This window comes from Microbacterium lacusdiani (assembly GCF_054779895.1).
The window spans coordinates 110,381-130,049 of the sequence record NZ_BAAGXJ010000029.1 but is presented as its reverse complement, the minus strand read 5'-3'; the positions used below and the strand labels follow the sequence as shown (position 1 = coordinate 130,049).

Annotated in this window: 19 protein-coding genes; 5 read left to right on the top strand and 14 right to left on the bottom strand. The window is 72.0% G+C overall.

Translation table 11 applies throughout. The features are described 5' to 3' along the window. Nucleotides 1-87 precede the first annotated feature (87 nt). The 6 genes from guaA to guaB all read right to left on the bottom strand — a co-directional run bounded on the left by guaA (nt 88) and on the right by guaB (nt 6,359). Nucleotides 88-1,701 carry a glutamine-hydrolyzing GMP synthase gene (gene guaA, locus ACYVGN_RS12980; RefSeq protein ID WP_460791249.1) on the bottom strand — a complete coding sequence of 538 codons (1,614 nt, stop codon included), beginning with the start codon at nt 1,699-1,701 and terminating at the stop codon, nt 88-90. Next, on the bottom strand, nt 1,698-2,225 hold the full coding sequence (locus ACYVGN_RS12975; protein WP_055992321.1) for a DUF3817 domain-containing protein: 528 nt from the start codon (nt 2,223-2,225) through the stop codon (nt 1,698-1,700). The genes guaA and ACYVGN_RS12975 overlap by 4 nt, the downstream gene beginning before the upstream one ends. Nucleotides 2,226-2,272: 47 nt before the next feature. Beyond that, entirely contained in the window at nt 2,273-3,070 is a 798-nt protein-coding gene (locus tag ACYVGN_RS12970; RefSeq protein ID WP_082543153.1) for an SURF1 family protein, read from the bottom strand. An 81-nt stretch (nt 3,071-3,151) separates the two neighbouring features. Further along, nucleotides 3,152-4,276 (bottom strand): GuaB3 family IMP dehydrogenase-related protein, encoded by a 1,125-nt coding sequence (locus ACYVGN_RS12965; protein WP_055992318.1) that lies wholly within the window; start codon nt 4,274-4,276, stop codon nt 3,152-3,154. A gap of 100 nt (nt 4,277-4,376) precedes the next feature. Next, complete coding sequence (locus ACYVGN_RS12960; protein WP_134746014.1) at nt 4,377-4,646, bottom strand: DUF2277 domain-containing protein; 270 nt, start codon at nt 4,644-4,646, stop codon at nt 4,377-4,379. A gap of 210 nt (nt 4,647-4,856) precedes the next feature. After that, nucleotides 4,857-6,359, bottom strand: coding sequence for an IMP dehydrogenase (gene guaB, locus ACYVGN_RS12955; protein WP_460791246.1), 1,503 nt, complete (start codon nt 6,357-6,359; stop codon nt 4,857-4,859). Nucleotides 6,360-6,643: 284 nt separating this feature from the next. On the opposite strand from guaB, the gene ACYVGN_RS12950 reads away from it, so the two are divergent. The 4 genes from ACYVGN_RS12950 to ACYVGN_RS12935 are packed head-to-tail and all read left to right on the top strand — an operon-like array spanning nt 6,644 to nt 10,708. Beyond that, nucleotides 6,644-7,972: a branched-chain amino acid ABC transporter permease gene (locus ACYVGN_RS12950; protein WP_460791244.1), complete on the top strand. Its 1,329-nt coding sequence runs from the start codon at nt 6,644-6,646 to the stop codon at nt 7,970-7,972. 9 nt (nt 7,973-7,981) lie between these two features. Continuing rightward, complete coding sequence (locus ACYVGN_RS12945) at nt 7,982-8,962, top strand: branched-chain amino acid ABC transporter permease (RefSeq protein ID WP_055992523.1); 981 nt, start codon at nt 7,982-7,984, stop codon at nt 8,960-8,962. A gap of 19 nt (nt 8,963-8,981) precedes the next feature. Further along, complete coding sequence (locus tag ACYVGN_RS12940) at nt 8,982-9,974, top strand: ABC transporter ATP-binding protein (protein ID WP_055992309.1); 993 nt, start codon at nt 8,982-8,984, stop codon at nt 9,972-9,974. Next, nucleotides 9,971-10,708, top strand: coding sequence for an ABC transporter ATP-binding protein (locus ACYVGN_RS12935; protein WP_460791241.1), 738 nt, complete (start codon nt 9,971-9,973; stop codon nt 10,706-10,708). The genes ACYVGN_RS12940 and ACYVGN_RS12935 overlap by 4 nt, the downstream gene beginning before the upstream one ends. A 55-nt stretch (nt 10,709-10,763) precedes the next feature. Here the strand turns inward: ACYVGN_RS12935 and ACYVGN_RS12930 are convergent, their stop codons facing one another. The 4 genes from ACYVGN_RS12930 to groES all read right to left on the bottom strand — a co-directional run bounded on the left by ACYVGN_RS12930 (nt 10,764) and on the right by groES (nt 15,548). Continuing rightward, a complete protein-coding gene (locus ACYVGN_RS12930; protein ID WP_460791239.1) occupies nt 10,764-12,383 on the bottom strand; it encodes an NAD-dependent epimerase/dehydratase family protein in 1,620 nt (539 codons plus the stop codon). Nucleotides 12,384-12,607: 224 nt separating this feature from the next. Next, complete coding sequence (locus tag ACYVGN_RS12925) at nt 12,608-13,873, bottom strand: ABC transporter substrate-binding protein (RefSeq protein WP_460791237.1); 1,266 nt, start codon at nt 13,871-13,873, stop codon at nt 12,608-12,610. Between the two features lie 206 nt (nt 13,874-14,079). Then, nucleotides 14,080-15,039: an EamA family transporter RarD gene (gene rarD / locus ACYVGN_RS12920; protein WP_460791235.1), complete on the bottom strand. Its 960-nt coding sequence runs from the start codon at nt 15,037-15,039 to the stop codon at nt 14,080-14,082. Between the two features lie 212 nt (nt 15,040-15,251). Then, the gene (gene groES / locus ACYVGN_RS12915) at nt 15,252-15,548 is read right to left on the bottom strand and encodes a co-chaperone GroES (protein WP_017203655.1); all 297 of its coding nucleotides are present in this window, start codon (nt 15,546-15,548) and stop codon (nt 15,252-15,254) included. A gap of 252 nt (nt 15,549-15,800) precedes the next feature. Between groES and ACYVGN_RS12910 the strand changes: the two genes are divergently transcribed. Beyond that, complete coding sequence (locus ACYVGN_RS12910) at nt 15,801-17,006, top strand: class I SAM-dependent methyltransferase (RefSeq protein ID WP_460791233.1); 1,206 nt, start codon at nt 15,801-15,803, stop codon at nt 17,004-17,006. On the opposite strand, the gene ACYVGN_RS12905 is transcribed toward ACYVGN_RS12910, so the two are convergent. The 4 genes from ACYVGN_RS12905 to tsaB are packed head-to-tail and all read right to left on the bottom strand — an operon-like array spanning nt 17,007 to nt 19,643. Continuing rightward, nucleotides 17,007-17,405: a hypothetical protein gene (locus ACYVGN_RS12905; protein WP_460791232.1), complete on the bottom strand. Its 399-nt coding sequence runs from the start codon at nt 17,403-17,405 to the stop codon at nt 17,007-17,009. Next, nucleotides 17,402-18,505 carry a tRNA (adenosine(37)-N6)-threonylcarbamoyltransferase complex transferase subunit TsaD gene (gene tsaD, locus ACYVGN_RS12900; RefSeq protein ID WP_460791231.1) on the bottom strand — a complete coding sequence of 368 codons (1,104 nt, stop codon included), beginning with the start codon at nt 18,503-18,505 and terminating at the stop codon, nt 17,402-17,404. Before tsaD ends, ACYVGN_RS12905 begins: the two co-directional genes overlap by 4 nt. Beyond that, nucleotides 18,502-18,999, bottom strand: coding sequence for a ribosomal protein S18-alanine N-acetyltransferase (rimI, locus tag ACYVGN_RS12895; protein ID WP_460791229.1), 498 nt, complete (start codon nt 18,997-18,999; stop codon nt 18,502-18,504). Before rimI ends, tsaD begins: the two co-directional genes overlap by 4 nt. After that, complete coding sequence (tsaB, locus tag ACYVGN_RS12890) at nt 18,996-19,643, bottom strand: tRNA (adenosine(37)-N6)-threonylcarbamoyltransferase complex dimerization subunit type 1 TsaB (RefSeq protein ID WP_460791228.1); 648 nt, start codon at nt 19,641-19,643, stop codon at nt 18,996-18,998. The genes rimI and tsaB overlap by 4 nt, the downstream gene beginning before the upstream one ends. Nucleotides 19,644-19,669: the final 26 nt, after the last annotated feature.

Genomic DNA, 19,669 nt, shown 5'->3' with positions numbered 1-19,669 from the left:
ACACGTGTTGTCAGCGACGACACGCCCTCTCGACGCAGAGAGCACGTGTCCTCGCTCAGGACACGTGCTCTCACGAAAGGGGCGGGATCACTCCCACTCGATCGTCCCCGGGGGCTTCGACGTGACGTCGAGCACGACGCGGTTGACCTCGCGCACCTCGTTCGTGATGCGGTTCGAGATCTTCGACAGGACGTCGTACGGCAGGCGCGTCCAGTCGGCGGTCATGGCGTCCTCGCTCGAGACGGGGCGCAGCACGATCGGGTGGCCGTACGTGCGGCCGTCGCCCTGCACGCCCACCGAGCGGACATCCGCGAGCAGCACCACGGGGCACTGCCAGATCTCGCCGTCCAGACCGGCCTTGGTGAGCTCCTCGCGGGCGATCGCGTCGGCCTCGCGCAGGATCTCGAGGCGCTCGCGCGTGACCTCGCCGATGATCCGGATGCCGAGGCCCGGGCCCGGGAAGGGCTGGCGACCGACGATCGCCTCGGGGATGCCGAGCTCGCGGCCGATCGCGCGGACCTCGTCCTTGAACAGCGTCCGGAGCGGCTCGACGAGCTCGAACTCGAGGTCCTCGGGCAGGCCGCCGACGTTGTGGTGGCTCTTGATGTTCGCGGTGCCGGTGCCGCCGCCCGACTCGACGACGTCGGGGTACAGCGTGCCCTGCACGAGGAACTTGATGGGCTCGCCCTCGGCCGCGGCCTCGCGGATGAGGTCCTTCTGCACCTTCTCGAACGCGCGGATGAACTCGCGGCCGATGATCTTGCGCTTCTCCTCGGGGTCGGTGACGCCCGCGAGGTGGCCGAGGAACGTGTCCTCGGCGTCGACCGTGATGAGGCGCACGCCCGTCGACTCGACGTAGTCCTTCTCGACCTGCTCGCGCTCGCCCTTGCGGAGGAGCCCGTGGTCCACGAACACGGCGGTGAGCTGGTCGCCGACCGCGCGGTGCACGAGCGCGGTGGAGACGGCCGAGTCCACGCCGCCCGACAGGGCCGAGATCACGCGCGCGGAGCCGATCTGCCGGCGGATGCGCTCGACCTGCTCGGCGATCACGTTGCCCGCGTTCCAGTCGGCGGGGAGGCCCGCCGCCTTGTGCAGGAAGTTCTCGATGACCTTCTGGCCGTAGTCGCTGTGCTTGACCTCGGGGTGCCACTGCACGCCGTAGAAGCACTTCTCCGTGTTGCCGAACGCGGCGACCGGGGTCGCGGCGGTCGAGGCGAGCACCTCGAAGCCCTCCGGAGCCTGGGCGACCTGGTCGCCGTGGCTCATCCAGACGTTCTGCTGCTCCGGCTGGCCGCCCAGCAGCACGCCGCCGTCGCCGACGAGCGCGGCATCCGTGGCGCCGTACTCGCGCAGGCCGGTGTTGGCGACCTCGCCGCCCAGGGCCTGGGCCATCACCTGGAAGCCGTAGCAGATGCCGAGCGTCGGGACGCCGAGCTCGAACACCTTCGGGTCGAGCGTCGGGGCGCCGGGCTCGTACACCGACGAGGGACCGCCCGACAGGATGATCGCCACCGGGTCGTGCGCGGCGATCTCCTCGGCCGTGGCCGTGTGCGGGATCAGCTCGCTGAACACGCCGGCCTCGCGCACGCGGCGCGCGATGAGCTGCGCGTACTGGGCGCCGAAGTCGACGACCAGCACGGGGCGCTGGGCGGTGTCGTCGGAGACGTCGCCCCCGGACGGGGCGGTGCGGGCTTCGGTCACGAAGCGACCTCCTGTGGGGATGCGGCCTTGGCAGCGGCCTTCTCGGCGGCCGCGGCTTCGCGCTCGGCCAGATAGCGCTTCACGTCGCGAGCGACGCGGACTTCCATGAAGAAGGAGAGGAAGGGGATCACGCCGCCGCCGGCGAGCAGGATGAAGCGGCCGAACGGCCACCGCATCAGGCTCCACACGCGGAAGCAGGCGAACAGGTACACGACGTAGAACCAGCCGTGGATGATCAGGATGCCGAGCGACAGGTTGATCCCGTCGCCGGTCGAGATCATCTCGCAGGCGGTCGAGCCGGGCACGAACTGCGAGTACCACACGCAGTCCTGCGCGATCACGTCGGCGAACCAGAGGAAGCCGCCCGAGCCGCCGAGGAAGAGCTCCACGTGCAGGGGCGTGTACTTCAGGATCATCTCGGCCACGAGCAGCAGCAGGCCGACGCCGGTGATGACGGAGCAGATCTGGTAGAACCGCAGCGCGCCCCGGATCTGCGGGAAGGTGGCGAGCTTGGGCTGCGGCATGGACACCAGTCTATCGGCGGCGGCTGGGCGTCCGATCCGCCCCGGGCCTACTCCTCGTCGAGGTCGACGTCGCCCTCGACCTCGCGCTCCCAGGCGTCCTTGGCGAGGCGGTACCAGAGGTAGAACGCGAAGCCCGCGAAGATCGCCCACTCGGCGGCGTAGAAGACGTTGAGCCAGTTGACCGGGCTGCCGAGCTCGGGCGCGGGCGACGAGATCTCGTCGAGACCGGCGTCCGCCAGGCCGCCGGTGGGGTCGGATGCCGTCAGGTAGGGCCGGTACACGTCGATCGGCGCGACGGGCGACCCGTCGGCCTCGTGCCAGCGGCTCAGCAGCGCGGCGGGCGACATCCGGGTCTGCTCGAGGGGGTCCGCGCCCGCGGGCGGCAGGGCAGGGCCCTCGTCGGAGATGATCCGCCCGGTCAGCGTGACGGCGCCATCCCCGGAGCGCGCGGCCGCGTCCAGGGCCGCGACGGCGGCGTCCGCCCGCTCGCGCGTCTCGGTCCATCCGATCGCCACCGCGAGCGAGGTGGGCTCGGCCGCACCCTCGACGCGCAGCTGCCCCGTGACCCAGAACCCCTCGACGTCGTCGTTGAAGCGCGACGACACGACGATGAAGTCGCGCGGCACCCAGCGGCCCTCGACCTCGACGCGCTGGCCGACCAGCGGCTCCTCGAGGTACTGCCCGGGCTCGACCACCTCGGCGATCGGGCGCACCTCCTCGGTCGCGCCGGCCGGCATCGGGTCGGTGTCGACCGCGCTGGACAGCTGCCACTGCCCGAGCCAGGCGAACACGCCCGCGACGGCCAGGCAGAGCGCGAGCATCGCGATCCACCGCGGCCGGAGCATGACCTCCCGCAGCGTGGGCGGGAAGACCAGTGCGTCGGCCTCGCCCGCGGCGTCAGGGTCGGTCACGTCGGGGGCGGCGGGTCAGGCGCGCTCGTACGGAGCCACGACGACCTCGACGCGCTGGAACTCCTTGAGGTCGGAGTAGCCGGTCGTGGCCATCGACTTGCGCAGCGCGCCGATCAGGTTCGCGGTGCCGTCGGCCTGCGCGGCCGGGCCGTACAGGACCTCCTCGAGGGTGCCGACCTGCGGCACCTTCACGCGGCGGCCGCGCGGCAGCTTCGGGTGGTGCGCCTCGGGGCCCCAGTGGAAGCCCTTGCCGGGGGCGTCGGTCGCGCGCGCGAGCGCGACGCCGAGCATGACCGCGTCGGCGCCCATCGCGAGCGCCTTGACGACGTCGCCCGAGGTGCCCACACCGCCGTCGGCAATCACGTGCACGTAGCGGCCGCCGGACTCGTCGAGGTAGTCGCGGCGCGCGCCGGCGACGTCGGCCACCGCGCTCGCCATCGGCGCGTGGATGCCCAGGGTGGTGCGCGTGGTCGAGGCGGCCCCGCCGCCGAAGCCGACCAGCACGCCCGCGGCGCCCGTGCGCATGAGGTGGAGCGCGGCCGTGTAGGTGGACGCGCCGCCCACGATCACCGGCACATCCAGGTCGTAGATGAACTTCTTGAGGTTCAGGGGCTCGGCCTCGCTCGAGACGTGCTCGGCCGACACCGTGGTGCCGCGGATCACGAACAGGTCGACGCCGGCCGCGACGACCGTCTCGTACAGCTCCTGCGTACGCTGCGGGCTGAGCGCTCCCGCGACCGTGACGCCGGCGGCGCGGATCTCGTTGATGCGCTCGGTCACCAGCTCGGGCTTGATCGGCGCGGCGTAGAGCTGCTGCATCCGGCTCGTGGCGACCTCGTCGGGCAGCGACGCGATCTCGGCGAGCAGGGGCTCCGGGTCCTCGTAGCGGGTCCAGAGGCCCTCGAGGTCGAGCACGCCCAGGCCGCCGAGCTGGCCCAGCATGATCGCGGTGCGCGGGCTGACCACCGAGTCCATCGGCGCGCCCAGCACGGGGATGCCGAAGTGGAAGGCATCGATCGACCAGTCGGTCGACACGTCCTCGGGGTTGCGCGTGCGGCGCGACGGCACCACCGCGATGTCGTCGAACGCGTACGCCCGTCGTGCCCGCTTGCCGCGGCCCAGCTCGATCTCCGTGGTCACCGCTCCAGCCTACCGTCGCCCGGGAACGGGGCCCGCGGCCTCGACTCGCTCCGCTCAACGACCGGGCTCGGACCTCCGGGGAGGGGGCGTGAGAAGAGAATCACGCCGCGTAGCGGCCGGCGGCGCGGGCGCGCGCCTTCTCCGCCTCGACCTCGCGGTTCTTCGGCGGCGCGGTGGTCACGAGCGCGTCGAGCAGGTGCTGCGTGATGTGCGCGATCTCGTGCACAGCGTGGTCGAACGCGTCCTTGTTCGCCTTCGACGGCTTGGTCGTGCCCGCGATCTTGCGCACGTACTGCAGCGCCGCGGCGTGCACCTCCTCCGAGGTCGCCTTCGGCTCGAAGTTGTGAAGGGTGTGGATGCTCCGGCACATGCCGGTCAGGCTAGTCCCGCCCCGCAGACTCCGGAACCCCTCCCCTGTGACTCCCGCATCGACCGTCGTGCGAGCGAAGCGAGCGTGCCGCGGATGCGGCCCGCGCGCGAAGCGCGCCCTCACGCCCGAACGGAGCGAAGCGACGTTCGTCGCTCGCGAGGGCGCCCGCTTGCGGGCCCCGAGCGTGCGACGGGCGTGAGAGAGAAAGTACTACCGCTTGTAGTTCGGCGCCTCGACCACGATCTGGACGTCGTGGGGGTGCGACTCCTTGAGGCCCGCCGAGGTGATGCGCACGAACTTGCCGCGCGCCTTGAGCTCCTCGATCGAGCGCGCGCCGACGTAGAACATCGACTGACGCAGGCCGCCGACCAGCTGGTAGACCACGGCCGAGAGCGGGCCGCGGTATGCGACCTGACCCTCGATGCCCTCGGGGATCAGCTTGTCGTCGCTCGGCACGTCGGCCTGGAAGTAGCGGTCCTTCGAGTACGAGGTCTGCTTGCCGCGCGTCTGCATCGCGCCGAGCGAGCCCATGCCGCGGTACATCTTGAACTGCTTGCCGCCCTGGAACACGATGTCGCCGGGCGACTCCTCCGTGCCGGCGAGCAGCGATCCGAGCATGACGGTGTCGGCGCCGGCGACGAGCGCCTTCGCGATGTCGCCCGAGTACTGCAGCCCGCCGTCCGCGATGACCGGCACGCCGGCCGGGCGCGCGGCGAGCGACGCCTCGTAGATCGCGGTGATCTGCGGCACGCCCACGCCCGCGACCACGCGGGTGGTGCAGATGGAGCCCGGGCCCACGCCGACCTTGACGGCGTCGACGCCCGCGTCGATGAGCGCCTGGGCGCCCTCGCGGGTGGCGACGTTGCCGCCGACGATGTCGATGTGCGCGAACGACGGGTCGGCCTTGAGGCGCTTGACGATGTCGATCACGCCCTGCGACTGGCCGTTGGCCGTGTCGACCACGATCACGTCCACGCCCTTGTCGCGCAGCGCCTCGGCGCGCTCCCACGCGTCGCCGAAGAAGCCGATCGCGGCGCCGACGCGCAGGCGGCCCTGCGGGTCCTTCGTGGCGTTGGGGTACTTCTCGCTCTTGTCGAAGTCCTTGATGGTGATGAGGCCGGCGAGCTTGCCCTCGTCGTCGATGAGCGGCAGCTTCTCGACGCGGTGCTTGGCGAACAGCGCGACGACCTCGCCCGACGTGATGCCGACGTGGCCGGTCACGAGGCCCTCGGCCGTCATGACGTCCTTCGCGAGCGTCGTGGTGCGCTCGAACTCCGACACGAAGCGCATGTCGCGGTTGGTGACGATGCCCACCAGGCGGCCGTCCGTGTCCACGACGGGCAGGCCCGAGATGCGGTACTTGCGGCAGAGGGCATCGACCTCGGCGATCGTCGCGTCGGGGTGCGTCGTGATCGGGTCGGTGATCATGCCCGACTCGCTGCGCTTGACGCGGTCGACCGCGGCGGCCTGGTCGTGGATAGACAGATTGCGGTGCAGGATGCCGATGCCGCCCTGGCGGGCCATGGCGATCGCCATGCGGGCCTCGGTCACGGTGTCCATCGCGCTCGAGAGGAGCGGAGCGGCGACGCGGATGTTGCGCGTCAGGCGGGATGACGTGTCGGCCTCGCTCGGGATCACGTCCGTGTGCCCCGGAAGGAGCAGGACGTCGTCATAGGTGAGTCCGACGAAGCCGAACGGATCGTGGTCAGTCATTGGGCCGCTTCTCCTGCCGATGCGAGTTGGGGTGCGCTCGTATCGCGGGAGGAGCCCGGGTATGACATCCTCCCCCGTATACGGATTCTAAGGCTCCGGACCCTGGAACTATTCCGCGGAGCAGAACGCTCGGAAGGTATCGGCCAGCCGGTAGCAGATCGCCCCCGAAGGTCACGGATCGCTATCAGGAAATGTTCAGGACACATTAGGGTCTTACGTTTGAACGACCCGTTCATACCACCCCGGGCGGCCCACCCCACCGCCGCCCGTGGACCGGAGGATCCATGAACCCCAGAACCGCCTCCCCGAGGCGTACCCGATCTGGCGCGATCGTCGCTCTCGCGACCGTCCTCGCCGCCCTCTTCGCGGCCCTGCTGCTGCCCACCGCCGCCCATGCGGCCGAGGGGGACCCGTACACGATCAGCGGAAACGTCCAGCTCGACGGCGAGCCCCTGGAGGGCGTGGCGCTGAGCATCGACGGACCCGGCGGCGTCCAGGACGTCGAGACCAACGACGAGGGCCGCTGGTCGGTCAAGGTGCCCGAGAAGGGCGTCGAGTACACGGTCACGCTCGACGAGCAGACCCTGCCCGAGGGCATCGCGGTGGTCGAGGACACGGACGGCGACGGCGCCCCGAACGTCACGACCGCCGAGATGGGCCAGGGCGGCCGCCTCACCGTGAACTTCTTCATCGGCGAGGGCGAGCGCAACGTCACGAGCTTCTTCGACCAGCTGCTGCAGCGTCTGCTGCTGGGCCTCAACTTCGGCCTCATGCTCGGCCTCGCCGCGGTCGGCCTCTCGCTCGTGTTCGGCACGACCGGTATCTCCAACTTCGCGCACGCGGAGATGGTGACGTTCGGCGCGGTGGCGGCCCTGTTCCTGGTGGGACCGGCGTCGCTCGCCCTCCCGGTCTGGCTGGGCATCCCCGTCGCGATCGTCCTGAGCGCCCTGCTCGGCCTCGTGCTCGACATCGGCATCTGGCGGCCGCTGCGCCGCAAGGGCGTCGGCGTCGTGCAGCTGATGATCCTGTCGATCGGTCTGTCGCTCGCGCTGCGGTACGTGTTCCAGTTCTTCATCGGCGGCGACACGCAGCAGCTCCCGGCGATGGTGCCGTCCGTGTCGATCCCCCTCGGCGGGGCCGTGAGCACCACGCTCAACGACCTGGTCTCGATGGGCATCTCGATCGTCGTGATCGTCGCGTTCGCGCTGTGGCTCACCCGCAGCCGCCTCGGCAAGGCGACCCGCGCGATCTCGGACAACCCGTCGCTCGCCGCCGCCAGCGGCATCGACGTCGACCGTGTGGTGCGCGTCGTCTGGATCATCTCGGGCGCCCTCGCGGGCCTCGCGGGCATCCTGTACGCGTACTACCGCCCCGGCATCCGCTGGGACATGGGAGCGCAGATCCTGCTGCTCGTGTTCGCGGCGGTCACGCTCGGCGGCCTCGGCACGGCGTTCGGCGCGCTCGTCGGCTCGATCATCATCGGCGTCCTCGTCGAGGCGTCGAGCCTCTGGATCCCGGCCGACCTGCGCTACGCGGGCGCGCTCGTGGTCCTCATCATCATCCTTCTGGTCCGGCCGCAGGGCATCCTCGGCCGCCGCGAGCGAATCGGATAGGTGCCGCTCATGAACTGGTCCCAGATCTTCGACAACACGCTGTCATCGATCCTCAGCCCCGCCACCATGGGCTACGCCCTCGCGGCGCTCGGCCTCGCCATGCACTTCGGCTACGGCGGCCTGCTGAACATGGGCGTCGCGGGCTTCATGGCGCTCGGCGCGTACGGCTACGCGATCTCGATCCTCACGTTCGGCTTCCCGTGGTGGCTCGCGGCGCTCGTCGGCCTCGCGGCCGCGGCCGTGTTCGCGCTCATCCTCGGCATCCCGACGCTGCGCCTGCGCGGCGACTACCTCGCCATCGCGACCATCGCGGCCGCCGAGGTGCTGCGCCTGCTGTTCCTGACGACGACGTTCGACGCCGTCACCGGATCCGCCGACGGCCTCGCCGGCTACCACGGCAGCTTCCGCGAGTCGAACCCGATCCCGGACGGCACCTACGGCTTCGGCCCGTGGGCGTACAACGAGACGCAGTGGTGGGTGCGCATCATGGGCATCCTGACGCTCGCGTTCGCCGCGCTCGTGGTGTGGATGCTCACGCGCAGCCCGTGGGGCCGCGTGATGAAGGGCATCCGCGAGGACGAGGACGCCATCCGCTCGCTCGGCAAGAACGTCTTCTCCTACAAGATGCAGTCGCTCGTGCTGGGCGGCGTGATCATGGCCGCGGGCGGCGTCGTGTACGCGCTGCCGTCGGCCGTGAGCCCCGGCGTCTACGTCACGTCGCTGACGTTCTTCGTGTGGACGGCGCTGCTGCTCGGCGGCGCGGCCACCGTGTTCGGGCCGCTGCTCGGATCGCTCATCTTCTGGGTGATCCAGACGTTCCTGTCCAACTTCCTGCCGGCGCTGACCAAGGCCGACATCATCCCCTTCATGACCGACGTCCAGGCGGGTACGCTGCGCTTCATCCTCGTCGGGGTGGCGCTGATGCTGCTGGTCGTCTTCATGCCGCAGGGCATCCTCGGCGACAAGAAGGAGCTGACCTTTGTCCGTTGAGAACACTCCCCGGCAGCCGGTGACCGCATCCGTGCCGCGGCCCAAGACCACGGGCCTGCACGTGGGCGAGGCGGCCCCCGGCGTCAAGAAGGTCGACCCGATCATCGTCGCGGACGGCGTCAAGCGCACGTTCGGCGGCCTCACGGCCGTGGACGTCGAGCACCTCGAGATCCCGCGCGGCGCGATCACCGCCTTGATCGGCCCCAACGGCGCGGGCAAGACCACGCTGTTCAACCTGCTCACGGGCTTCGACAAGCCCAACGCGGGCACCTGGTCGTACGACGGTCACGACCTCGCCCACGTCCCGGCCCACAAGGTCGCCCGGATGGGCCTGGTCCGCACGTTCCAGCTCACCAAGGCGCTGGGCCGCCTGAGCGTCATGGACAACATGAAGCTCGGTCAGCAGAACCACGTGGGCGAGCGCTTCTGGCACAGTCTGATCCCGGCGCTGTGGCGAAAGCAGGACGCCGACACCGAGGCGCGCGCCGAGGAGCTGCTGGTCAAGTTCAAGCTCGACGCCAAGCGCGACGACCTCGCGGCCGGGCTCTCGGGCGGCCAGAAGAAGCTGCTCGAGATGGCCCGCTCGCTCATGACCCAGCCGACGCTCGTCATGCTCGACGAGCCGATGGCCGGCGTGAACCCGGCCCTGACCGAGTCGCTGCTCGACCACATCCTCAACCTGAAGGACGAGGGCATGACCGTGCTGTTCGTCGAGCACGACATGCACATGGTCCGCCACATCGCCGACTGGGTCGTCGTGATGGCCGAGGGCAAGGTGGTCGCCGAGGGCGCCCCCGACGAGGTCATGAAGAACCCGGCCGTGATCGACGCGTACCTCGGCGCGCACCAGGAGCTCGACCTCGGCGTCGTGACCGGCCGCATCCCGGTCGTCGAGGCCGACCCGACCACCGACGCCGAGGCCTCCGCGGCCGTGGGCGCCGAGGTCATCGAGGCCGAGGCGGCGGCCGAGGCCGAGGCGGCCGCCGAGGCCGAGAAGGAGGACGACAAGTGAGCACGGACGAGACCCCGGTCGTCCTGGTCGACGACGTTCACGCGGGCTACCTGCCCGGCGTGAACATCCTGAACGGCGCGACCCTGACCGCCTACCAGGGCGAGCTCATCGGCATCATCGGCCCCAACGGCGCCGGCAAGTCGACGCTGCTGAAGGCGATCTTCGGCCAGGTGAAGATCCGCGGCGGCAGCATCTCGCTCGCCGGCGAGGACATCACGGGCCTCAAGGCCGACAAGCTGGTCGCGAAGGGCGTCGGCTTCGTCCCGCAGACCAACAACGTGTTCCCCTCGCTGACCATCGAGGAGAACCTGCAGATGGGCGCGTACCAGAACCCGAAGCTGTTCACCGAGCGCGTGGACTTCGTGATGGGCCTGTTCCCCGACCTCGCGAAGGGCGGCGGACTGAAGAAGCGGGCCTCGGGCCTCTCGGGCGGCGAGCGCCAGATGGTCGCCATGGGCCGCGCGCTCATGATGGACCCGAAGGTGCTGCTGCTCGACGAGCCGTCGGCGGGCCTCTCCCCCGTGCGTCAGGACGAGGCGTTCCTGCGCGTCTCGGAGATCAACCAGGCGGGCGTGACCTGCATCATGGTCGAGCAGAACGCGCGCCGCTGCCTGCAGATCTGCGACCGCGGCTACGTGCTCGACCAGGGCCGCGACGCCTACACGGGCACGGGCCGCGAGCTGCTCAACGACCCCAAGGTCACTCAGCTCTATCTCGGCACGCTCGGCGCCTGACGCCGCGCATCGCCATGGGAGGCCGGGGGTTCGCCCCCGGCCTCCCATCGTCTCGTCAGTCGACGTGCCCCGCGACGAACGCCTCGCGGACGATGTGACGGTGGAGCCGCCCGAGCACGGCCGCCTGCTCCTCGGCCCGCTCCGCGAGCACCGCGAAGGTCTCCGCCGGCAGGCCGAGGTCCGGCGCGAGCGCGGCCAGCGTCTCCCACGCGCCCTTCTTGCCCGTGACGGCGCCGCGCATGAGCTCGGTCTCGAGCACGGGCGTCATGGGCGACCCGAGCGGGCGCCCGTTCGTCTTGAGCCGGCCGGCCTTCTCGCCGAGCCAGGCGAGGGCCTGGCGATGCGGGCGCCGCGGCACCTCGAGCGTGTCGACGAGGTCCTTCAGGAAGACCCGCTCGCGGCCGACCTCCTCGGCCAGCCGCGCGAGGTCCGGGCCCAGGTCGGTGTCCGCGTACGCCTTGGCCATCCGCCGGAACCGGGCGACGCCCGCGGTCGCGCCCGTGAGGTGGTCGGAGAGATACAGCCCCAGGATGTCCCGCTGCAGGGTGGCGGGGAGCCGGTGCGCGGGCGAGTCCGCGGGCGGCTGAGCCGGCCCGTCGGGGAGGACGTCGCCGGGCGGCAGCTGATCCTGCGGCCAGTCGCGACGCGGCCGCATCGGAGCGCTCGCGGTGCCCGCGCCGTCGGCCATCCCCGTGAGCAGCTCGCGCAGGGCCGAGGTCGCGTCGTGCCGGGGCTGCCACCCCAGCTCGCGCCGCGCGCGCGAGCTGTCCATGATCGGCACGGTCATCGCCATGTCGAGCCACCCCGGGTCGGCCGCGACGGCGTGCAGCCGCCACGCCGCGTGGAGGAGCGGGCGCAGCACGCGCGCAGGCACCGCCAGCTGGCGCCCGTGCGCGAGCACCGCGGCGATGTCCCGGCCGCGCAGCACGGGGTCGGCCGCGATGTTGAACGCGCCCGTGGCGCCGCCCACGATGACGCGGCGGTACGCGTCGGCCAGGTCGGCGCCGTGCACGACCTGCATCCGCACGCCCGCCGGCAGCGGCACGACGGGCAGGCGCCCGGGGCGCAGCAGCGCGGGCGGCAGGAGGGCCCCGACGAACAGCCGCGTGATCTCCGCCCCGGCGTCGCGGTCGAAGACGAGTGCGGGCCGGAGGCGCGCGACGGCGAGGCCCCGGGCCTCGGCGTCGTCGAGCAGGCGCTCCTGCGCGGCCTTGTCGGCCGCGTAGTGCGAGGTGGGGATCCCCTCGGTCGGCCATGACTCGTCCCGCGCGTCGTCGTCGTCCACGCCCGTGTACGCGCCCACGGACGAGGCGCACACCAGGTGCCGCACGCCGGCGCGCAGGCACGCCTCGATCACGCGGCGCGTGCCGTCCACGTTCGCGCGGCGGATCAGCTCCCGCTTCCGGTTCGGCTGGATGAGCCAGGCCAGGTGCACGACGCAGTCCGCGCCCCGGAACGCCGCGGCGAGCCGGTCGATCACCCGCTCGTCCGCGGCCCGGTCGACGGCCGGCGCCGCGATGTCGATCCGCTCCCAGTGGGCCGCGTCGTAGGGCGGCGCCTTGTCCGGCGTCCGCCGCGCGACGCCCACGATCGCGTCGACCGCGGGCTCGTCCCTCAGGGCGTGCAGCAGCGCGGTCCCGGTGTTGCCGCTCGCCCCGACGATGGCGACCTTCATGAGATGCTCCCGTCCTCGCGCTCCCTTGGACGACCGACGCTAGCCGCCCCGGGCCGGGAGCCGCAGGGGCTTGCGCCCGGCCCCCAGCACGCTCCCTGCTGGTCGAGCGAGCGCGCCGGCGCGAGTCGAAACCCCTGAAGCCGCCGCCGTCCACGAGACCGCGCGAACGGGAATCGCCCCGCCTCCTCGAGGGAGACGGGGCGATCCGGGTCGCGCGAGGGGGATCAGCCCTCGTACGGGGTGTAGGTGTTGTCGGGGCCGTACTCGTAGATGTTGATCATGCCCTCGGTCGGGTCGCCGACCTCGTCGAACGTGACGGGGCTCGAGGCTCCGTCGTAGTCCGCGACGCCGCCGGCCAGGATGATGTCGGCGCACTCCGCGAAGGTGGTGCACTTCTCGCCGTCACCCGAGCCGCCCGAGACCTCGATCAGCTTCTCGGCGATCGCCGCCGAGTCGGTCGAGCCCGCGGCCAGCGCGGCCAGCGCGATCAGGTTGGTCGCGTCGAACGACTCCGGCGCGTAGGTGTAGTCGCTCAGCGGCTCGGCGCCCGACTCCTCCACGAAGGCGTCGAGACCGTCGATGAACTCCTGCACCTGCTCCGGCGTCGGACCGGGGTACGTGCCCTTGGCGCCCTCGAGCAGGCCCTCCGGGAAGTCCGGGTACGCGGCCATGTTGCCGTCGACCAGGAACAGGTCCTCGGCCGCGAAGCCCTTCTCGAGCAGGCTCGGGAGGATGGTCTTCGCCTCGTCGAACGAGATCACGGTGATCGCGTCGGGGTCGGCGGCGAGCACCTCCGAGATCTGCGAGTCGAACGACGTGTCGCCGGGGTTGAACGTCGGGGCCGCGACGACCTCGCCGCCCGCACCCTCGAACGCCTCGGTGATGTACTTGGCCAGGCCGGTGCCGTAGGCGTCGTTCAGCACGATCATGCCCAGCGTCTGGTAGCCGAGCTCGGCGACGAAGTTGCCGTGCACCTCGCCCTGCAGCACGTCCGACGGCGCCGTGCGGAAGTACAGGCCGTTGTCGTCGTACGTCGTGAAGGCGTCCGACGTGTTGGCCGGCGAGAACTGGATGACGCCCGCGCCGGTCACCTGGTCGATGAACTGCAGCGAGACGCCCGACGACGCGGCGCCGATGATCGCGGCCGGGTCCTCGCTGAGCAGGCGCGGGATCTCGGTCTCGTAGGCCTTGTTGTCCAGGTCGCCCGAGTCGCCGTGCACGACCTCGAGCTCGAGGCCCGTGGTCTCGGCGTACTCGTTGATCAGCGACTGCGCGTAGTCGACACCCGCGATCTCGGGCGGGCCGAGGAACGCGAGCGAACCGGTCACGGGCAGGGCCGTGCCGATCTTCAGCGCGAGGTCGCCGGCCGGCGCGGCCGGGGCCGACTCGCTGGGCTCGGCGGTTCCACCGCCGCTGGCGCAGCCGGCGAGGGTGAGAGCTGCGGCGCCCGTGAGGGCCAGTGCGCCGATCAGCTTCCGGGATCGAACCATGAGGTTCCGTCCTTTCATCAGGACCCGCGGTTTTCGGGGACTGGTGGTGCATCAGCACACCGCGGGTAATGGACGGAAATCTACCCGCGATTTGTTTCATCCGGGTTTTCGCGTGTTGCGCAGACCGGACCCTGGGATCAAATCGTTACCGGCCGCGCCGGCAGGCGATGCAGTATGTCGCGTGCGACCCCTTCTCGGGCGTCGTTCTACGCTCCGCCGTCGATCGCGACGGCCGGCAGGGGCCGCGCCCGGCGCGCATGGCGCACCTGGTCGAGCATCAGCAGGATGCAGGCGAGCCACACGATCCCGAAGCCGATCCAGCGCGCGGTCGGCATCGGCTCATGCAGCACGGCGGCGCCGATGATGAACTGCAGGATGGGCCCCGCGAACTGGAGCATGCCCATGGTCGCGAGCGGGATGCGGCTCGAGCCGGCGGCGAACAGCAGCAGCGGAACCGCGGTGACGACGCCGGCGCAGAGGAGGAGCACGGTGTGGCCGGCGCCCGCCGCGCCCATCGTGATGCCGGTGGTGACCGCGACGATCGCCAGCTGCACGACCGCGACCGGCACGAGCCACAGCGTCTCGAGCGCGAGGCCGCTGATCGCGTCGACCGAGCCGCCGACCTGCTTCTTCACGAGGCCGTACACCCCGAAGGTCGCCGTGAGCCCCAGCGCGTACCAGGGCACGGCGCCGTAGCCGATCACGATCACGATCACCGCGACCGCCGCGACGCCGATCGCGATCCACTGCAGGGGCCGCAGCCGCTCTCGCAGCACCAGCACGGCGAGCAGCACGGTCGTGATGGGGTTGATGAAGTATCCGAGGCTCGCCTCGATCACGGCGTCGCTCTGGGTCGCGATCACGAAGATCTGCCAGTTGCCGTAGATCAGCACGCCCGCGAGCGCCATCAGCAGCGCGAGGCGCGGGTTGCGCAGCACGGCGAAGAAGCGCCCCCAGCCGCGCATCACGGTGAGCAGCAGCGCGCAGAACACGAGCGACAGCAGCACCCGCCAGGCGACGACCTCCCACGGACCGGTGGGCGCGAGCACCACGAAGTAGAGCGGCAGCACGCCCCACAGCACGTACGCGCCGAGGCCGTAGAGGGTACCCGCGGCCTCCGTCCCGATCCGGCCGGGCCGTTCGATCGAGGGGGCGGGTGCGGTCACCGATTCAGCCTACGCTCGCGGCGAGCGCGCCGGGCCCGGTGCGCCCTGCCATCCGCGGTCCGATTCCTGCCAGGTGCGTCCGCTCGACGACCGGTCGTTGAGCGGAGCGAGCGCCAGCGAGCGGAGTCGAAACGTCACGAAGCCGCCCACTTGGGCATGCGAAAGGGCCCGGATGCCGAGCATCCGGGCCCTTTCGGGGCGTGTCGCTGGGATCAGCGGACGACGACCGCGAGGACGTCGCGCGCCGAGAGCACGAGGAACTCGTCAGCGCCGAACTTCACCTCGGTGCCGCCGTACTTGCTGTACAGCACGCGGTCGCCGACGGCGACATCGAGCGGAACGCGGTTGCCGTTGTCGTCGATGCGGCCGGGGCCCACCGCGACGACCTCGCCCTCCTGGGGCTTCTCCTTCGCGGTGTCGGGGATGACCAGACCGCTCGCGGTGGTCTGCTCGGCCTCGACCTGCTTGATGACGATGCGGTCCTCGAGCGGCTTGATGGAAACCGACACGGTGTACCTCTTCTTTCGTGTGCTTCGTACGGGAAGACTCTTCGCACTCTCCCGGGGAGAGTGCTAACAGCAAGTGTAGGAGGGATGCTGGCACTCCCGCAACGCGAGTGCCAACGGCTTCCGCCCGTCGCCGACACAATGCAGGACCTGTGCCGGCTGCATGGCGTGTCGCCGTCCGAGATGACCCGCACACGCCCGAGATCCCGCTCCGCTCCTGCGTTGTGTCGTAGGAGCCGCCCGTAGGCTGGGCGGATGGATTCGGCCGAGCTCGACGCCCTCCTCACCCGCGAGGGCCTGGCCCTGCTCGACGCGCTCGGCGACGTCGACAGCGCCGACGACGTGGCGCGCACCGTGTCCCGGCTGCGGGCGGCGGGCCACTCCCCCGAGCTCGTGTCCGCCGTGGTCGGCCAGGCGCGGCTGCGGCAGCGCGCGACTGCGAAGTTCGGCGAGTTCGCCGACCGGATGCTGTTCACGCGGGCGGGCCTCGAGCAGGCCACCCGGATGAGCGTCTCGGTGCACCACGCGCGCCGCATGCGGCAGGCGGGCATCGAGCGGGTCGCGGATCTCGGCTGCGGCATCGGCGGCGACTCGCTCGCGTTCGCGGCGCTCGGGATGGGCGTGCTCGCTGTCGACGCCGACCCCGTCACGGCGGCGCTGGCCGCGTACAACCTCGCGCCGTTCCGCGCGGAGGGCGCGGGCGTCGAGGTGCGCGCGGCGCGGGCCGAGGAGGTGCCGCTCGACGAGGTCGGCGCGGTCTGGCTCGATCCGGCGCGCCGCACGGCCGGACACGGCGAGACCGCGCGCGTGGCGGCCGCGGACTATTCGCCGCCGCTGGACTGGGTGTTCGACCTCGCGGGGCGCGTGCCCGCCGGCGTCAAGCTCGGTCCGGGCCACGACCGCGACGCCCTTCCCGAGCATGCCGAGACGCAGTGGATCAGCGTGGACGGATCCACGGTGGAGCTGGTCGTCTGGACCGGCGCCCTCGCGCGCGAGGGCGTCCGGCGATCCGCGCTCGTGCTGCGCGGCGACGACGCCCACGAGCTGACCGCGGCCGCCGACACGGCCGACGAGCCGGTGCGGGCGCTCGGCGCGTTCCTTCACGAGCCGGAGGGCGCGGTCATCCGGGCCCGTCTGATCGGCGACGTCGCCCGCGCGCTCGACGCCGGGCCGGTCGCGCAGGGCATCGCCTACCTCACCGGCGACGCAGCCGCGACGAGCCCCTTCGTCGCGTCGTTCCGTGTGCGCGAGACGCTGCCCGCCGACCCCAAGCCGCTGGCGAAGGCGCTGCGCGCCCGCGGGATCGGCACGCTCGAGATCAAGAAGCGCGGGGTCGACGTCGACCCCGCCGCGCTGCGCAAGCGCCTCGCCCTCAAGGGCGATCAGTCGGCGACGCTGATCCTGACGCGCGTCGACGGCAGGCGCACCGCGATCCTCGCGGACCGCGTCCCCCGCGCCTGATCAGGCCCCGGCGGCCTCCTGCACCGCGCGCACGACCCACAGGATCCAGAACGCGCTGCACACGATCGAGCCCAGCCCGAGGCCCAGGCCCCACCAGGCGAGCTCGCGCTTCGCGCGGCGCCCGGCGAGCGCGATCACCGCGAGGACGACGCCGATCACGCCGAGCGGCAGCGCCCACGGCACGAACCAGGACACCACGAGCGCGAAGGTCGACAGGGTCATCGACCAGGTGGCCGTCCGCCCTCGGGAGAGGCGCATGCTCCGGATGGCGCGCGGCGCCGCGGCGGGCGCCGGCGCGGAGGGCGCGACCGCGCCGCCCTCGGGCGCCGGGCCGACCGGCCGCACGTCGCCCTCCGGGGCGGGAGCCTCGGGAGCATGCACGACCGCGCGCTCGTTCACGTCGACTCCACCGCCACCGGGTCGGCCACCGCCACCTGGATCTGCGTGACGGGAAGGGTCGAGTCGGCGCCGAACTCGAGCGTCGAGGGCGCGCGGCCCTCGGCGATCAGCTCGGCGGCGAGCGCCGCGATCATCGCGCCGTTGTCGGTGCACAGGCTCAGCGGCGGGATGCGCACGGTGACGCCCGCGGCCGCGGCGCGCTCGAGCGCGACGTCGCGCAGCCGGCGGTTGGCGATCACGCCGCCGCCGAGCAGCAGGCGCGGCACGCCGTGCTGCGCGCACGCATCGAGCGCCTTGGTCACGAGCACGTCGACGACCGCCTCGCGGAAGCTCGCGGCGACATCCGCGACCGGCACGGGCTCGCCGGCCGCCTCGCGCTGCTCGATCCAGCGCGCGACCGCCGTCTTGAGGCCCGAGAACGAGAAGTCGTAGCGGTGCTCGGCCATGTCGCTGGCCCGCGACAGACCGCGCGGGAACCGGATGGCGTTCGGGTCGCCCTCGGCGGCCGCCCGGTCGATCTCCGGGCCGCCCGGGTAGGGCAGGCCGAGGATGCGGGCGACCTTGTCGAACGCCTCGCCCGCCGCGTCGTCCACGGTCTCGCCGAGCAGCTCGACATCGCTCGTCAGGTCGCGCACGAGCAGCAGCGACGTGTGCCCGCCCGAGACCAGCAGGGCCACGGTGGGGTACTCGAGCGGAGGCGCGTCCGCATCCAGGATGTCCGCCGCGATGTGGCCGACGAGGTGGTTGACCGCGTACAGCGGCCTGCCGAGCGAGACGGCCAGCGCCTTCGCGGCGCCGATGCCGACCATGAGCGCACCGGCCAGTCCGGGCCCGCTCGTGACCGCGACCGCGTCGATCTCGGAGATCGTCACGCCGGCCTCGTCGAGCGCGCGCTCGATCGCGGGCTGCAGCGCCTCGAGGTGCGCGCGGGCCGCCACCTCGGGCACGACGCCGCCGTAGCGGGCGTGCTCGTCCATGCTGCTGGCGATCGTGTTGCTGAGCAGGATGTTCCGCTCGCCCGCGCGGGATCGCCCGCGGACGATGCCGATGCCGGTCTCGTCGCAGCTGGTCTCGATGCCCAGGATCAGGGGGCCGGTCATGTGCACACCCCCGCCTCGGCAGGGTCGGGCGTGCGCGCCGCGGCCCAGGCCTCGAGATCGAGGCGCATCACGACCGCGTCGACGTCGTCGGGCTGGTAGTAGCGGGGGCGGCGGCCGAGCTCGGCGAACCCCTCGGACGCGTACAGCGCCTGCGCCACGGGGTTGTCCGCGCGCACCTCCAGGAACACCTCGCGCACGCGACGACGCTCGGCCTCCTCGAGCAGCGCGCGCAGCAGGGCGCGGCCGCGCCCGCGGCCGCGCGCCGACTCGGCGAGCGCGATGGTCTGCACGTCGGCGTCGCGCGATCCGGGCAGTGCCCGCAGGCCCGCGTAGCCGGTCACGCGGCCGGCGAGCTCGTCCACGAGGTAGTGGCCGTGCGGGCCGGCGAGCTCCTCGCGCATCATGGCCTCCGACCAGGCGTCGGTCGGGAACGAGGCGCGTTCGAGCGCCATGATCGCGCCCAGGTCGTCGAGGGTGGCGGGACGGATGGTCATGCGCTCACCTTCTTCGGGGCGTGGCCGATCGTGACATCCGGGGAGCGCAGGTACAGAGGCTCGGTCTCGGCGAGCTCGCCCGTCGGCTCCCAGCCGGCGGCGAGCGCGAGCGCGGCGACGCGGCCGAGCGCGGCGGCCGAGATGGCGGGGGTGTCGACGATGTCGGCGTCGGCGGTCAGCGGGTCGGCGCCGAGGTCGGCCGTGCGGGGGCGCAGCTCGGGCCCCGCGACGCGCCGGGGAAGGCCGCGGTCGTCGGCGCCGTCGTAGACCGTGATCGCGTTCTCGCGGCGACGGGCGTCGGTGACGATCGCGAACGCCCCGGCGGGGTTCGTGTCGAGGTGCCGCAGCGCCGCCGCGTCGTGGCTCGCGACGGGCACGACGGGGATGCCACGGCCGAGCGCGAACGCGCGTGCGGCGGCGATCCCGATGCGCAGGCCGGTGAAGGCGCCGGGGCCCATGCCCGCCGCGACGTGCGTGACGTCGGCGGGCGCGATGCCGGCCTCGTCGAGCGCGCGGACCAGCAGCGTGCCGATCAGCTCGGCGTGACCGAGCGTGACCTCGCTGCCCGCCTCGGCGCGCACGACCCCCGACGGCTCGACGACGGCGACGGTCGAGCCGATCGACGTGTCGATGGCGAGGATCACCCCTCCAGGGTATCGACGCCACCTGA